Genomic DNA, 14,376 nt, shown 5'->3' on the forward strand with positions numbered 1-14,376 from the left:
CCGGTTTTCGGCGTTGTCGCTGTTTTCGGCATGCTGGTCCGCGCCACCCCGGCCACGCGAAGATTCCGGAAAGAGGCTTCCATGCGCACGGTTTCCGTCACCCTGGTCACCTATACCTACGACGACCACGAACTGGTCCGGGGGCTGCTGTCGTCCGTCACCGGCTGGACGGCCATGCCTTCCGCCATCGTGGTCATCGACGACGGCTCGGCGCACCCCTTCGCGCTGGACCTGCCGGAAGAGGTGACCGAGCGCCTGCCCGACATAGAGGTGGTGCGCGTGCCGGAAAACCGGGGCAATACCCACGCCCGCGCGCTGGGGGCGGCCCGCGCCACCACCCGGTTCATTCTTTCGGTGGATGCGGACATCCGTTTTCCCGCGCACTGGCTGGCAGTGTGCCTGCCCGCGGCGGCCCGGCCCGGCGTGGGCATGGCGGGCACGGCCATCCGCCCCCGCACCGGCGACGACCTGCTCTCGCGCTACCTGGAACTGACCTATACCCTCAACCGGGGGGCGTCCGGTTCCGTGCCGTTCCTGCCCGGCGGGGCCTGGCTGGCCCGGCGCGATGCCTTCGAGGCCGTGGGCGGCTTTTCCGGCTACGAGGAACGTTACGGCCAGGACGCCTACCTTTCGCGCCGCCTGCGCGACAACGGCTATCTGCTGTGGGCCGTGGACGGGGTGGAGGCCTTCGAGGTGCGGCGCATCGGGCGGTTGCAGATGGTGCGCCGGGGCTGGCGCTGGCAGGGCCACCACATGAAGGCCGCACTGGACGAGGGCCGCCCGCTGGACGAGGTGCTGAACGTGGTGCTGTACTCCATGCGCGAGCGCATGCTGCGCTCGCGCGCGGCAGACCCGCGCCTGCTCTATTTCGACCTGCTGTATGCCCTGCACGCCCTGCTCGATACCGTGGCCCACGCGGCGGGCCGAGCGGGGGGCGAGGGCGCGCGCGCCGCGTTGCGCCATGCGGCGGCGGCCTTTCTGGCCCCGTGGCCGCAACTGGGCTCGGCCCTGTGCGCCGACCTGACGGAACTGGGGCATGCCCCGCTGCCCACCGACCTTGCCGCCGCGCCCCCCTTCGATCTTGCCGCCGCACTGTCCTTTGCCGTGGGCAACGACGAACTGGCGGCCGTGTGCGGCGGCCTGGGCGAAGTGCTGGGCTGATTCCGCCAGCCGTCGTGTCGGTCCTGTCCCCTTGCCCGTGCCGTTTGCGCCGGGGTGGACAGTCGGACCAGAGCGCTCCTGCCCGTCGCGCAGGCCCTGCCCCCCCATTTCCGTAATTCCGCAATGCCGCAATCGGAGACATCCATGGGATTCTCGTTCAAGCTGCCCTTCCTTTCCCGCAAGAAGAAGCCTGCCGGGGGAGACCTGCTCATCGCCGCTCCGGACTCGCTGGACGGCGCTGCGGCGCCTGCCGGATCGCATGGGGCAAAGCCTGCCGCCCCGGTCTCCGGGGCACCCGCAACCCCATCCGCGGACGGCACCGATGCCACGTCCGGCAAGAAGAAAGGGTTGTCCAGGCGTGCCCTGCGCATCGTGCTGTTCGCGGTGGCCGGGCTGGTGGTGCTGGGGGGTGCCGCTGGCGGCGGCTGGTGGTGGGTCAAGACCAACAGCCCGGAAACCGCCGTGGAGCAGTTGGTGCTGGCCTTTCGCAATGGCGATGCGGCGGCCTTTGAACGGCGCGTGGACCTGGACAGGGTGGTGGATCAGCTGCTGGCGGTACAGTTGAAGGCTTCGGGCGTGCAGGGGACATCGGCCCCCGATGCCCGCGAGACGGCGCAACTGCGCGACGTGCTGCGCCAATCCCTGCTGGCCCTGCCCGTGGGCGCGGCGGGCGAGCGCAAGCGCGAGGACCTGCTGCCGCCCGATTTCCGCGAGCAGGTGGGGGCGTTCGTCCCGGCCATAGCGGAGCGCGCGGGCGACAAGGCCGAGGTGGTGGTGCCCGTGAAGAACGAGGCGCTGGAAACCACCCTTGACCTGCGGGTGGAGATGACCAACGGCAAGGACGGCTGGAAGGTGACCGGCCTTGTGGACCCGGGCGGCCAACTGGCCGCGCACGCCGCCGCACTGGAACGCATCCGCGCCCGCGAACGCGCGGAGGCGGCGGAGGAAAACGCCCGCATCGCCGAACGGCTGGCCGGGCTGGTGCGCCTGGACCGCACCCTGGTGGGCATAGACACCCTGTCCGGGGGGCGCAATTTCAAGGCCCTGGTGGTGCAGGTGACCGGGGCCAACCAGGGCGCGCAGACCCTTGGCCGGGTGGTGGTGGATTGCGCGATACGGGACGAGGCCGGGCGGGTGCTGCGCACCCTGAAGCTGGTGCGCGGCATGCAGATTCGACCAGGCGAAGCGTTTGCCGAATCGTGGGTCATCGACCTGGACGAGGCGGAACCGAAGGATGTCCCGCTGCTGAACGCGGAGCGGCTGACCGGGCAATCCACGGTGCGCTCGGTGGTGTTGGCCACGGGCGAGTCCATCGTCATCAAGGGAGAATAGGAGGAGTAGGGACGAACGGCGGTGTGCCGGCACGGATAGGGGTAAGCGGACAGGGAAACAGCGCGGCAGGGCGACCGGAAGTGCGGGCCGCAGTGCACGGCGTCTGCGGTGGCCTCTGTCACGCGGGTTGCCCCGCCGGACGTTGATTTCTTCGTTCGTTCCAGAGTTATGCTGTCATGCGGGGCGGGGGCGCAAAGCCTGCCGCCCCTTTTCGTTGCCTGCGCGTCATTTTTTGCCCTCGTCCACATGCTCGACGTAGCCGACGCCCTCCATGCCGGGGGCGTCGCGCCAGGGCAGGTCTTCCGCCCGCGCGGGCGGGGTCCAGCCGGGATAGATGGCGGGCAGTTTGTCCCGCATGATGGTGAACAGGTAGTCCCGCGCGGCGGTGCCGAAGTATCGAGTAAAATTGAGTACGCCATCGGGTGGCGAATAGGAAACGCGCAGAACCCGCACGTCGAGCGGCCCGGTGGGTTGGGGGTTGAGCACCAGCAGGAAGGAGCCGAGGTCCACATTGCGATTGTGAAGCAGGATGCGGCAACTGAACAGCCAGTCACGGATGCCGTTGCCGTCCCAGTCCAGTGAACCGATGTGAGGTATGGTCAGGCTGATTTGCAGGTTTTGATCCCATGGTTTGTCTTCAATGAACAGGATGTACGGCTCTTCGGCCTGATAGCGAACGCCCAAGGCTGAAAAAGTGGCCTTGTTCGCAGACGCGGCAGGCAGGAACACGGAAGGGAAGGCGGTGAGGTCCGCGCGTTCGTAGAGTTCGCGGGCAAAGGACCGTGGCGCGTATTCTCCGGCGGGAATGGTGTCAACCATTGGATAGCGGCCTTCCGCGTCCATGATGCCCAGCCGTTGGAACCATCCGTGGTTTCGCTGCATGTAGTTTCGGAAGAATTCCGGTTCCGGTGCCACCACTGGAACCCGCTGCATGGCGGGCAGCGGTTCGGCATGCGCCGGGCGCCATGCCCCAAGGCAGGCCAGCCACAGGGCGAGCGCCAGCAGCATGGGTAGCGCGCGACGGGGACGGGGGGGCCGTGCTGCCCATCGGAAGACGATGTGCAAGAGAGATGCGGGGTGCGTCATTTTTTGCCCTCGTCCACATGTTCGACGTAGCCCACGCCTTCCATGCCGGGGGCGTCGCGCCAGGGCAGGTCTTCCGCCCGTGCGGGCGGTGTCCAGCCGGGATAGATGGCGGGCAGTCTGTCCCGCATGATGGTGAACAGGTAGTCCCGCGCGGCGGTGCCGAAATAGGTTGTTACCTTGCGGATGTTGTCTGGCTGCCGGTAGGAGACGCGAGCCAGCCGGACATCAAGCGGCCCGGTGGGTTTGGGGTTGAGCACCAGCAGGAAGGATCCCAGGCTCAGGTATGGCTTATAGAACAGGATGCGGCACCCGAAGAGCCAGTCCCGGACGCCGTTGCCATCCCAGTCCAGCGAGGCCATGAGGGGGATGGTCAGGCTAACTTGCGGATTGTGACCAAATGGCTTGTCCTCCACGAGCAAGGTATCGGGCTCTTCGGCCTCATAACGAATGCCCAGGTCGGCAAGGGTTGGCTTGCCCGACGCCACGGGCAGGAACGCGGACGGGAAGGTCGTGAGGTCGGCGCGTTCGAACAATTCGCGGGCAAAGGACTGCGGTGCGTACTCCCCGGCAGGTATTGCGTCGGCCATTGGGTAGCGCCCTTGCGCATCGACGATGCCGGGACGTTGCAGCCAATGCAGATTGTCCTGCACGAACCCCCTGAAAATATGCGGTTCCGGAGCCACCACGGGCACCCGCTGCATGGCGGGCAACGGTTCGGCATGCACAGGAAGCCACGCCCCAAGGCAGGCCAGCCACAGGGCGAGCGCCAGCAGCATGGGCCGCGTGCGGCGAGGACGGGGGGGCCGTGCGGCCCCCCGGAATGTGATGTGCAGGAAGCTTGCGGGGTGCGTCATTGGCGCAGCCTGTCCAGGCCCTGTTGCATGAGGTCGGCCTCCGTGTTGCGGCGGGGGTGGTACTTGTAGTCCGGGTTGGAACTGAAGTTGCGCAATTCCTTGATGGCCCCTTTCCAGTCGCCCTTGGTGGAGTGCTCCCAGAATTTGGGAAATTTCTCCGTGCTGCCGTGCTGGTAGAGCACGGAGGTGATGGTGGCCTGCATTTCCTTGGGCAATTCTTCGAACTTGCGGACAGGTTTTCCCTGGGCGTCGGTGTTGTGCGGGGCGGTGTTGTACTGCTGTTGCGCCTTGTCGTTGAAATGGGTGAACATCTTCTCGTTGAGGTGGCTGGCCTGCTCGGGGGTGAGCCTAACAACCATGCCTTTTCCTTTAAGATTTTCCATTTCCTGTTTCGCCTGCGTGGCATTTTTGCCAAGCAGAGGACTAACAGCCTTGATTACGTCGTCACGCACACCGATTTCCTGCAATTTTTCCGCTCTCCATTGCCCCAGGTCGACCCCCGCCCCGATGGTAGCGCTGCTCTTGTCCATGGGCTTGCCGTCCTTCATGGGGATGTAGGCGTACAGGACATTGCCTTCCAGCTTGTGCAGCGTGTCCGCCGTGATCCGGTTGATGTCCTCCGGCTTGTCGGGGACGGCCAGAACGCCGTTGCCGCCTTTGCCGTCGGACACTCCGGGTTGCGCGCTAACGATCTTTCGAAGTTCGTTATTCGGCATACGTAGAGCCCCTCCCTGGTGTCAACGCGGCACGTCCGCTCCGGCCGGGTGTTCGGCTGGGTACGCCCGGCCAATCCGGGCGGCGGCACGCGCCAGTGCACCGGCAGGCTAGCGTACGGTTTTTCCGTGGCGCGGCCCGCAAGAGGGCGGGAAGGGGGTGGGAAGGCCGTCCGAGGGCGGCTCGGCCATGATGGACCAAGACGTGAGCTTGACGTGAGGCGACCCCCCCGTCTGCCGTGCCCGGCGCTTCCCATGGCTGGGCCGCTTCGCTCCGAATGTCTTCCCCGGCGTGGCAGGCAACGCAAAATCCCCCGCCACATGCCGTGGCGGGGGATTTTGCTGATGGAAAACTCAAAACGCTCCCCATAAAGGGGTCAAGGGGGCGCGGCCCCCTTGCGGGGTGCGGGGCAGCGCCCCGCTCCTCATGTCGTTTCTTCCCGGTTCTTGTCGGCGGGCTATTCCTCGCCGCCGCCGTCCTCGTCCAGATCGCGGGAATACTTGCAGGTCTTTTCCGGACAGGCGATGTGGCGGCCCCGGGCGCGGGTGTTCTTGATCACCAGCAGGGGCGAATTGCAGTCCGGGCACGGACCGGGCACGGGCCAGTCCCACAGGGCGTAGTCGCACTTGGGGTAGGCGCTGCACGAATAGAATATCTTGCCACGCTTGGAGCTTTTTTCCACCAGCACGCCCTCGCACCCTTCGCGCGGGCAGGGCACGCCGGTGGAGAAGGGTGCGGTATAGGTGCAGTCCGGGTACTTGGTGCAGGCGATGAACCGGCTGCCGGTACGGGCCTTCTTCAGCACCAGGTCGCCGCCGCATTGCGGACAGGTGCCCACCTTTTCCGGCTCTTCGCGCAGCTTCTGCTCGACCTGGATGTTGCCCTTTTCGTCGCGGGTGAAGTTCTTGGTGTTGCGGCAGGTCGGGTAGCCGGAGCAGGCCAGGAAGGTGCCTGCCTTGCCGAACTTGATGACCATGGGCTTGCCGCACACTTCGCAGTCTATGCCGCTGGGCAGGCCGCCCTTCACGGTATCCATGGCCTGGGAAGCGCGTTCCAGCACGGGGTTGAACCCGCCGGTGAAGTCTTCCAGCAGCTTCACCCAGTCCAGTTCGCCTTCGGCCACCTTGTCCAGCGATCCTTCCATCTGCGCGGTGAAGTCCACGTCCATCAGGGTGGTGAAGTGCCCGGCCAAAAGGTCGCACACCACGGCCCCGAGATCGGTGGGGGCAAAGTGCTTTTCCTCCAGCCGGGTGTAGTCGCGGTCGAGCAGGGTGGAGATGATGGCCGCGTAAGTGGACGGGCGGCCTATGCCGCGCTCTTCCAGTTCGCGCACCAGCGATGCTTCGGTGTAGCGGGCCGGGGGCTGGGTGAACTTCTGTTCCTTTTCCACGGAAAGGGCGGTCAGTTCCTCGCCCACGGAAAGCTTGGGCAGGTCGCCTTCGGCCACTTCCTCGCCTTCCTGCGCCTCCTTCTGGGGGGACGCGGCCAGAAAGCCGGGGAACAGCAGCCGTTCGCCCTTGGCCCGCCATTCGACGGGGCCGCAGGCAATGGTTACCGTGGTGTCGTGAAAGCGCGCCGCCGCCATCTGCGAGGCCACAAAGCGCTGCCACACCAGCCGGTACAGCTGGAACTGGTCCGGCGGCAGCAGGTGGCGCACCGAATCGGGCGTCACGCTTACGTCAACGGGCCGGATGGCTTCATGCGCGTCCTGCGCGCCGCCCTTGGTCTTGAACTGGCGGGGCTTGGCGGGCAGGTGATCGTCGCCCCAGGTGGCGGCGATGAATTCGCGCGCCGCGTCGCGCGCCTCGTCCGCAATGCGCACGGAGTCGGTACGCATGTAGGTGATCAGGGCCACGGTGCCCGCCTCGCCCAGTTCCACGCCTTCGTACAGGCGCTGGGCGATGTTCATGGTGCGCTTGGCCGAATACCCCAGCCGCTGGCTGGCCGACTGCTGGATGGTAGAGGTGATGAACGGGGGCTGCGGCTGGCGCTGGCGTTCCTTTTCGTCGATGCCGGTGATGACGAAGGGCTGGCCCTGCATGGCCGCTTCCACGGCGGCGGCGTCTTCGGCGCTGCCGATAGCGGGCTTCTTGCCGTGCAGCTTGTGCAGGTCGGCCCGGAAGGGGGGCGGGGTGGCCCCGGCCAGGCGCGCGCGGAACAGCCAGTATTCCTCGGGGTTGAAGGCACGGCGCTCGGTCTCGCGGTCCACGATCAGGCGCAGGGCCACGGACTGCACGCGCCCGGCGGAAATGCCGCGCTTCACCTTCTTCCACAGCAGGGGGGAAAGCTTGTAGCCCACCAGCCGGTCCAGCACGCGGCGGGCCTGCTGGGCGTCGAACAGGTTGCGGTTCAGTTCGCGCGGATTGTCCAGCGCTTCCTTTACCGCGCGGGCGGTGATTTCGTTGAACTGGATGCGCCGGATGTTCTGGTTCTTGTCGCGGATCAGTTCCGCCACGTGCCAGGCAATGGCCTCTCCCTCGCGGTCGGGGTCGGGCGCAAGGTAGACGTTGTCGGCCTTGGCGGCGGCTTCCTTGAGGGCGGAAACCACCTTCTGCTTGCCGTCTATGACCTGGTAGCGGGGGGCAAAGCCGTTGGCCTCGTCGACGCCCAGTTCGCTGGTGGGCAGGTCGCGCACGTGGCCCACGCTGGCATGCACGGCGTAGTTGCCGCCAAGGAATTTCTTGATGGTCTTCACCTTGGCGGGGGATTCGACGATGATCAGGTCCTTGCCCATGACTGTTCCTTTCCGGGAAAATACGCTATTGGGGGCGCGTTTCCGGCAGGGTGCCGGAAGCCCCGCCGGAAGAGGGCCGCGTTCGGCCCCGTCAGGTAGGGGAAAATACGGCAATCGACGATTCCGTCAAGCCGCGCGGGTTCGCCCCGTGGCGGCGGACGGCGGGTCCACGAGGTGGAACCACATGCAATCGTTCGTCAATGACAGGGATATGATCCGGTATGCGGAACGGGACATGAGCCGGGGTATGGGCCAAAGCCCGCATGGCCCCGCGCGCGGTTTCCTCCGCATGGCGGGTCTTGCGCTGTGCGTGCTGCTGCTGGGGCTCGCCGGGTGCGCCAAGGCCCCCTACACCGGGCGCAGCCAGCTGATCATGTATTCCGAGGCGGACGAGGCCAAGATGGGCCTTGCCGCCATGCAGCAGGTGCTGAAGAAGGAAAGGGAGGTCACCGGCACGGCGGAATCCGCCCGCGTGGAGCGGGTGGGCCGACGCATTGCCGCCGTGGCCGAACGCCCCCAGTACCGCTGGGAATTCCACACCATAGAGAAGGACGTGGTCAACGCCTTCTGCCTGCCCGGCGGCAAGGTGGCCGTGTACACCGGACTGCTGGACCTTGCCGACACCGACGCCGAACTGGCCGCCGTGGTGGGGCACGAGGTGGCCCATGCCCTTGCCCGGCACAGCAACGAGAAGATGAGCCGGGCGCGCATGGTGCAGGTGGGCCAGCTGGCCGCCATGGTGGGCGTGGCCGCTGCCAGCGGCTCGTCGCAGGCGGCGCAGGCCGTGGGCGACGGCTACGCCGGGGCCATGAACATGGCCGTCATGCTGCCCAACAGCCGCGAAATGGAGTACGAGGCCGACCACATCGGGCTGCTGCTCATGGCCAAGGCCGGGTACGACCCGCATGCGGCCATCGAATTCTGGCAGAAGATGCTCAAGCAGGCGGGCGGCAAGGGCAAGTCGGACTTCATGTCCACCCACCCCACGGAAGCCAAGCGCATCGACGCGCTACGGGCCATGCTGCCAGAGGCCATGCGCTACTACCGTCCGCGTGATGACGGGGCCTCTGGAAGTTCCGGCGGAAGTTCCGGCGGAACCGCCGGGGAGAATGCGGGCGGCAAGGCCCGTGGTGCCGGTACCGGCCCTGGTGGCGCCGCCCTCGCCGGAAAGTAGCCGGACGTCCGCCGTTGTCTGCAATGCCAAGGCCCCGTGCATCCGCGCGGGGCCTTTCGCGTGGGTGCGTGGCGGACGGGCCATGGTCGGGTGCTCGGCAGCTCGTCGATCCGGTGCGCGGCCTTGCTGTTCTTTCCGCTGCCCGTCGGCGCCTTGACGCAGGCACCGCCCCAGCCGCCCGCCTGCCGGTGTTCGACGTTCGTAGCGTCCCCGCAACCTGCCGTCATGCAAGGCAGTGTGTCCATGCTGGCATTCCCCTTGCTTTGCCCTTTGCGCCGCCACTCCGTTCCCCCGGCGGCAGGAGGATTGCGCATGGCCTACGGAAAGAACATCTCCATGGATGCCCTTCAGACATTGGTCGAAGGGCGGGCCACCGAAGGTACCCGGCGCGCCGGGGCCGCCCCCAGGGCAGGCCAGCGCGGTGCCGCCGATCCGCGTTTCGCCGCGCTGCTCGCCAAGGGCGCGGGGTCGGGCGCATCACCCTTGGGGGGAGTGCTTGCGGGCGGACTTGGCGGCGGGGCTGCGTCCTCGCCGCAACTGGCGGCCCTGCCCGGCCTGACGGCGGCGGGCGGCCAGACCGAAAATGCCCTGGCTGCCGATGACCGCGCCTCGCGCGCGGCCATGGACATCGTCAATTCCCGCGCGCTGGCCACCCTGGCCAAGGTCATGGAAGGCGGGACGGGCGGGCTTGATTCATTGCGCGGGGCCATGACCTCGCGCAATCTGATGGCCCTTTCCGGCAACCTGGACATGGCGGCCTCTGGCATGGGCGGCATGGGCGGCGTTGGCAGCGGCATGGGGGGCGGTGCGCCCGCGGTGACCGTTGCCGGCGGCCCGGGGCGCGGCGGCGCGCAGGCTGGCGCGGGCAAGGCCGCGCGGCGCGACCGTTCCGGCAGGACGGACAAGTCCGGACAGCGTGACGGTGCGGGCGCTTCGGCTGGTGACCTTGGGGGGCTGTCCGCGCAGTTCGAGTCGGGCGAGGACGGCATTGCCGCCATAGGCTACGACCGGCACGGCGGCACCTCGTACGGCAAGTACCAGATTTCGTCGCGGGCCGGGACCATGGACCGCTTTCTCGATTTTGCCCGCCAGGCCGCGCCGGATATCGCCTCGCGGCTCGAAGCAGCCGGGCCCGCCAATACCGGCGGCAAGACCGGCGAAATGCCGCGTGCATGGCGCGAAATAGCCGAAGAGCAACCGGCCCGGTTCGAGGCGTTGCAAGAACAGTTCATCCATGAAAGCCACTACGCGCCCGCGTTGCAGGCCGTAAGCCGTGCCGCCGGGTTGGACAAGGGGGCGCTGTCCCCCGCGTTGCGCGAGGTGCTGTGGAGCACCGCCGTGCAACACGGGCCAGCCGGGGCCACCCGCATCTTTGCCCGCGCGCTGGACAACATGGCCGAGCAGCAGTCTGCGCCGCAGGAAAGCGGGCAGGGCGCCGCCGCCGTGCAGGCGGGCACCGCCAGGGCGGGCCGCAACTTCGAAAAGCAGCTCATCCGCGAGGTGTACGCCGTGCGCTCCGGCCAGTTCGGGTCCTCGTCCGAACGGGTGCAGGCCGCGGTGCAGAACCGCCTGGACCGCGAGATGAAGCTGGCCCTGGCCATGACCGACGGCAAGAACCGCGCGTAGCGCGGCTGGCATCATCACAGCCCCGGCCAGATCCGGTCAGGTTCGGACAGGTCTGGACCCCGCCTGGCCGGGGCGGCTCCACCCGCCGCGCCCTCGCCCCCCAAGACGCAACGTTGCGCGCCAACAGCCGATTTCCGGTGATAGTCCGGGTGTCGGTCTTTTGGCGCGCCCGTCTGCGTCCGTACGCATCCGTTCGGGCCGTTTCCCCCCCCCCTCCTGCCGTGCAGCGGCGTTTCCGACCCGCCCGCAACAGAACCGGTCAGGATTCTTATGTTTCACTGCCTGTTCGTCACGGGGTGGGGTGACCCGGCGTGGTTTTTTCCTGCCTGGTCATTCCGGGCGATTGACACCGTGGCTTCTCCCACATACTGTGCACATATGAACACGTGTTCATATGTGCACACAGAATCAACGACCGGGTGGCGCGTGCGCCCCGACGTTTTTTTCACGGAGAACCGCCATGACCGCCTTTCGCATCGAGGAAATGGACTGCGCCAACGAGGTGAGCATCCTGCGGCGTGCACTGACTCCGCTGGTGGGCAGCCCCGACCGGCTGGAATTCGACGTGCTGTCCCGCCGCATGCGCGTGGACATGGACGGACTTGACCTGCGCCCCGACGACGTGGTGGCCGCCGTGGCCCGCACCGGCATGCGCGCCGCCCCCGAGGCGGCAGGCAGGCCCGGTGTGGTGCCGGGTTCGTTACCGTCGGCCAGTCACGCCTGCGCGGACGGATGTTGCCAGCCGCATCCGGCTGGCAACATCGGCCAGGCAGGGCATGACCATGGCGGTCATGGTCATGACGGCTGCTGCGGCTCTGCCCACACTCACGTCACTGCCTCCGACCCTGCGCATGTACACGCCCATGCCATTGCCCCCCGCCCCGCGCAGATTCCGGCCCTGGCCGGGTGCGCGTGCTGCGGCGGCGCGTGCGACGTGCCCTCCTCCGGCAACGCCCCTTCTGCCCTGCTGTCCCTGTTGCCGTCCGGTCTGACCGCGCTGTGGCAGCGCCAGTCCTCGCTGCTGCTGTGCGCGTTGAGCGGCGTGGCCCTTGCGGCGGGCATCGGCGTGGAGTGGGCACGCACCGGCTCGCTGCTGGCCGTGTTCGCGGAATCGGGCGTGCCCCATGCGGCCACCCTGGCCCTGTGGCTGGTGGCGGCGGTGGCGGGCGCCTGGCGGGTACTGCCGCGCGCGCTGCACTCGGTGCGCACCCTGCGCCCGGACATGAACCTGCTGATGGTCACGGCGGTCATCGGCGCGGCGGCCATCGGCCAGTTCTTCGAGGGGGCCTCGGTGGCGTTCCTGTTCGCTGTGGCCAACCAGCTGGAATCGTGGAGCGTGGACCGGGCACGCTCGGCCATTGCCGCCCTGCTGGATATTTCGCCCTCGCGGGCCTTGCTGCTGTCGCTGCCCGCTGGCCTGCCCGGTCCCCCCGTGGAGACAGCCGTGGAAAACGTGCCCGTGGGTTCGCGCATCCTGGTGCGCGCGGGCGACCGCGTGCCCCTGGATGGCACGGTGGCGGCGGGCAGTTCGGACATCGACCAGTCGCCCATCACCGGTGAATCCATGCCCGTGCCCAAGCGGGTGGGCGAGCCGGTGTTCGCGGGCACCATCAACGGCGGCGGTGTGCTGGAGGTGCTGACCACCCGCGCCGCGTCGGACACCACGCTTGCGCGCATCCTGCACATGGTCGAGGCGGCCCAGTCGCGCCGTGCCCGCGCCGTGCAGTGGGTGGACCGCTTCGCCGCCGTGTACACTCCGGCCATGCTGGCCGTGGCCGCGCTGGTGGCGGTGGTGCCGCCGCTGTTCTTCGGCGGGGCATGGTCGGCGTGGGTGTACGAGGCGCTGGTGGTGCTGGTCATTGCCTGCCCGTGCGCGCTGGTCATTTCCACGCCCGTGTCCATCGTGGCCGCGCTGACCAGCGCGGCCCGCAACGGCGTGCTGGTCAAGGGCGGCTCGTTTCTCGAACTGCCAGCCAGTTTGACGGCCATCGCCTTCGACAAGACCGGCACTCTGACCCTGGGCCGCCCGCGCGTGGCCCGTGTGTTGCCCGTGGACGGACATCCGCAGGTACGGGATGCCGCGTCCGCATTGCGCATCGCCGCCGCGCTGGAAGGCCCCAGCAGCCACCCCCTGGCCCGCGCCATCGTGCAGCATGCCCGACAGGTTCTGGGGACCGGGCCGGATGATGGCGCCGTGGCTGTGGACCACCGCACCCTGCCCGGCCTGGGGGCCGAGGGCGTGGTGGACGGCGCGCGTTGGCGTATCGGCAACCGCCGCTTTTTCGAGCAGGATGGGCCGTCAGAGGGGACGCGGGACGCCGCCGGGGGGCACGGCAGCGCGGAGAGCATCGACACTGACGACGCCGACGCCGGGTCTTCGGTGCTGCTGTGGAACGACGCGGGCCTTGCCGCCATCATGGAACTGGAAGACGATCTGCGCCCCGACGCCCGCAGCGTACTGGACGACCTGCGCGCCGCCGGGCTGCGCCGGGTGGTCATGCTGACCGGCGACAATGCGGCCACTGCCGCCCGCGTGGCCGCCGCCTGCGGCGTGACCGACATCCGGGCCGACCTTTTGCCCGCCGACAAGACCGCCGCCGTGGCCGCGCTGGTGGCCGAAGGCGAACGGGTGGCCATGGTGGGCGACGGCGTCAACGATGCGCCCGCGTTGGCCACCGCGCACCTTGGCATCGCCATGGGCGGCATCGGCAGCGACGCGGCCATCGAAACCGCCGACATCACCCTGATGTCCGACGACCTCGGCAAGCTGCCGTGGCTGGTGCGCCATTCGCGCCGCACCCTGGGCGTCATCCGCCAGAACATCGGCTTTGCCCTGGGGCTGAAGGCGCTGTTTCTGGGGCTTGCGGTGTTTCAGGTGGCCAGCCTGTGGATGGCCATCGTGGCCGACATCGGCGGCTCGTTCCTGGTGATCATGAACGGCCTGCGTCTGCTGCGGCCCAGGGCATAAGGATGGATTGACCGGCAATGGCCGGGCAGGATGGCAAATCAAAACGCGGGGCGGGTGGCCGCCCCGCGTTGCGTTTTTGTTGCGGGCAAGTGGGTGGGGAAGGGCGGTTCAGGCCGCCACCTCGGCGAATGCGGCCCCGGTCAGCGCCGCAAGGTCGGCTGGCGCAAGTTCTATCTCCACGCCCCGCCGCCCCGCGCTGACGTAGACGGTGGGGTATTCCTGCGCGGAAGCGTCGATGACCGTGGGCAGGCGCTTTTTCTGGCCCAGCGGGCTTACCCCGCCCACCACGTAGCCGGTCACGCGCTCGGCCACGGCCACGTCGGCCATGGCGGCCTTCTTGGCGCCCACCACGCGGGCCAACTGCTTCAGGTCCAGTTGGTGCAGCACGGGCACCACGGCCACCACCAGCCCGTCGCCCGCGGCCACCACCAGGGTCTTGAACACCCGGGCCGGGTCCACGCCCAGCTTGTCCGCCGCCTCGCGGCCATAGGATTCCGCCGCCGGGTCGTGGGTGTATTCGTGGATGGTGTAGGCGATCTTGGCCTTTTTGGCGCGGTCGATGGCCGGAGTCATGTGGGTCCTCCCTGCGGATGCGGTCGAAGGCTGGCGCGGGCCAGCGGGGACGAAGGATGCCGACACCGCGCCATACCCCCGTTGCGCCCGGCGCGCAACGCTAGCCACGGCTTTCCGACCGGTCAGCGGTTGCTCGCCTTGGCGGGCATGCCTA

Annotated in this window: 10 protein-coding genes; 5 read left to right on the top strand and 5 right to left on the bottom strand. The window is 68.1% G+C overall.

Features of this window, described 5'->3' with window-relative positions; translation table 11 throughout:
* The first annotated feature begins 81 nt into the window (after nt 1-81).
* Both ABWO17_RS14010 and ABWO17_RS14015 read left to right on the top strand, forming a co-directional pair.
* A complete protein-coding gene (locus ABWO17_RS14010) occupies nt 82-1,161 on the top strand; it encodes a glycosyltransferase family 2 protein (RefSeq protein ID WP_353119568.1) in 1,080 nt (359 codons plus the stop codon).
* Between the two features lie 144 nt (nt 1,162-1,305).
* On the top strand, nt 1,306-2,493 hold the full coding sequence (locus tag ABWO17_RS14015) for a hypothetical protein (RefSeq protein WP_353119570.1): 1,188 nt from the start codon (nt 1,306-1,308) through the stop codon (nt 2,491-2,493).
* Nucleotides 2,494-2,718: 225 nt separating this feature from the next.
* On the opposite strand, the gene ABWO17_RS14020 is transcribed toward ABWO17_RS14015, so the two are convergent.
* The 4 genes from ABWO17_RS14020 to topA all read right to left on the bottom strand — a co-directional run bounded on the left by ABWO17_RS14020 (nt 2,719) and on the right by topA (nt 7,881).
* Entirely contained in the window at nt 2,719-3,501 is a 783-nt protein-coding gene (locus ABWO17_RS14020; RefSeq protein WP_353119572.1) for a hypothetical protein, read from the bottom strand.
* A 74-nt stretch (nt 3,502-3,575) separates the two neighbouring features.
* Complete coding sequence (locus ABWO17_RS14025; RefSeq protein WP_353119574.1) at nt 3,576-4,355, bottom strand: hypothetical protein; 780 nt, start codon at nt 4,353-4,355, stop codon at nt 3,576-3,578.
* A 74-nt stretch (nt 4,356-4,429) separates the two neighbouring features.
* Nucleotides 4,430-5,104, bottom strand: coding sequence for a pesticin C-terminus-like muramidase (locus tag ABWO17_RS14030; protein ID WP_353119576.1), 675 nt, complete (start codon nt 5,102-5,104; stop codon nt 4,430-4,432).
* 500 nt (nt 5,105-5,604) lie between these two features.
* On the bottom strand, nt 5,605-7,881 hold the full coding sequence (gene topA, locus ABWO17_RS14035; RefSeq protein WP_353119578.1) for a type I DNA topoisomerase: 2,277 nt from the start codon (nt 7,879-7,881) through the stop codon (nt 5,605-5,607).
* A gap of 184 nt (nt 7,882-8,065) precedes the next feature.
* Between topA and ABWO17_RS14040 the strand changes: the two genes are divergently transcribed.
* From ABWO17_RS14040 to ABWO17_RS14050, 3 genes are all read left to right on the top strand, one after another.
* The gene (locus tag ABWO17_RS14040; RefSeq protein WP_353119580.1) at nt 8,066-9,055 is read left to right on the top strand and encodes a M48 family metallopeptidase; all 990 of its coding nucleotides are present in this window, start codon (nt 8,066-8,068) and stop codon (nt 9,053-9,055) included.
* Between the two features lie 312 nt (nt 9,056-9,367).
* Nucleotides 9,368-10,681 (top strand): VgrG-related protein, encoded by a 1,314-nt coding sequence (locus ABWO17_RS14045; RefSeq protein WP_353119582.1) that lies wholly within the window; start codon nt 9,368-9,370, stop codon nt 10,679-10,681.
* Nucleotides 10,682-11,141: 460 nt separating this feature from the next.
* Nucleotides 11,142-13,649 carry a heavy metal translocating P-type ATPase gene (locus tag ABWO17_RS14050; protein WP_353119584.1) on the top strand — a complete coding sequence of 836 codons (2,508 nt, stop codon included), beginning with the start codon at nt 11,142-11,144 and terminating at the stop codon, nt 13,647-13,649.
* 108 nt (nt 13,650-13,757) lie between these two features.
* On the opposite strand, the gene ybaK is transcribed toward ABWO17_RS14050, so the two are convergent.
* Nucleotides 13,758-14,222 carry a Cys-tRNA(Pro) deacylase gene (gene ybaK, locus ABWO17_RS14055; RefSeq protein WP_353119586.1) on the bottom strand — a complete coding sequence of 155 codons (465 nt, stop codon included), beginning with the start codon at nt 14,220-14,222 and terminating at the stop codon, nt 13,758-13,760.
* Between the last annotated feature and the right edge of the window lie 154 nt (nt 14,223-14,376).

This window comes from Nitratidesulfovibrio sp. (genome assembly GCF_040373385.1).
In the GTDB taxonomy this organism is placed as follows: Bacteria; Desulfobacterota; Desulfovibrionia; order Desulfovibrionales; family Desulfovibrionaceae; genus Cupidesulfovibrio.

Coding starts and splice junctions, on each gene's coding strand:
- ABWO17_RS14020 (WP_353119572.1), bottom strand. CDS start 3,501: ATGCTGCTGGCGCTCGCCCTGTGGCTGGCCTGCCTTGGGGCATGGCGC.
- ABWO17_RS14015 (WP_353119570.1), top strand. CDS start 1,306: ATGGGATTCTCGTTCAAGCTGCCCTTCCTTTCCCGCAAGAAGAAGCCT.
- ABWO17_RS14010 (WP_353119568.1), top strand. CDS start 82: ATGCGCACGGTTTCCGTCACCCTGGTCACCTATACCTACGACGACCAC.
- ABWO17_RS14040 (WP_353119580.1), top strand. CDS start 8,066: ATGCAATCGTTCGTCAATGACAGGGATATGATCCGGTATGCGGAACGG.
- ABWO17_RS14025 (WP_353119574.1), bottom strand. CDS start 4,355: ATGCTGCTGGCGCTCGCCCTGTGGCTGGCCTGCCTTGGGGCGTGGCTT.
- ybaK (WP_353119586.1), bottom strand. CDS start 14,222: ATGACTCCGGCCATCGACCGCGCCAAAAAGGCCAAGATCGCCTACACC.
- ABWO17_RS14045 (WP_353119582.1), top strand. CDS start 9,368: ATGGCCTACGGAAAGAACATCTCCATGGATGCCCTTCAGACATTGGTC.
- ABWO17_RS14050 (WP_353119584.1), top strand. CDS start 11,142: ATGACCGCCTTTCGCATCGAGGAAATGGACTGCGCCAACGAGGTGAGC.
- topA (WP_353119578.1), bottom strand. CDS start 7,881: ATGGGCAAGGACCTGATCATCGTCGAATCCCCCGCCAAGGTGAAGACC.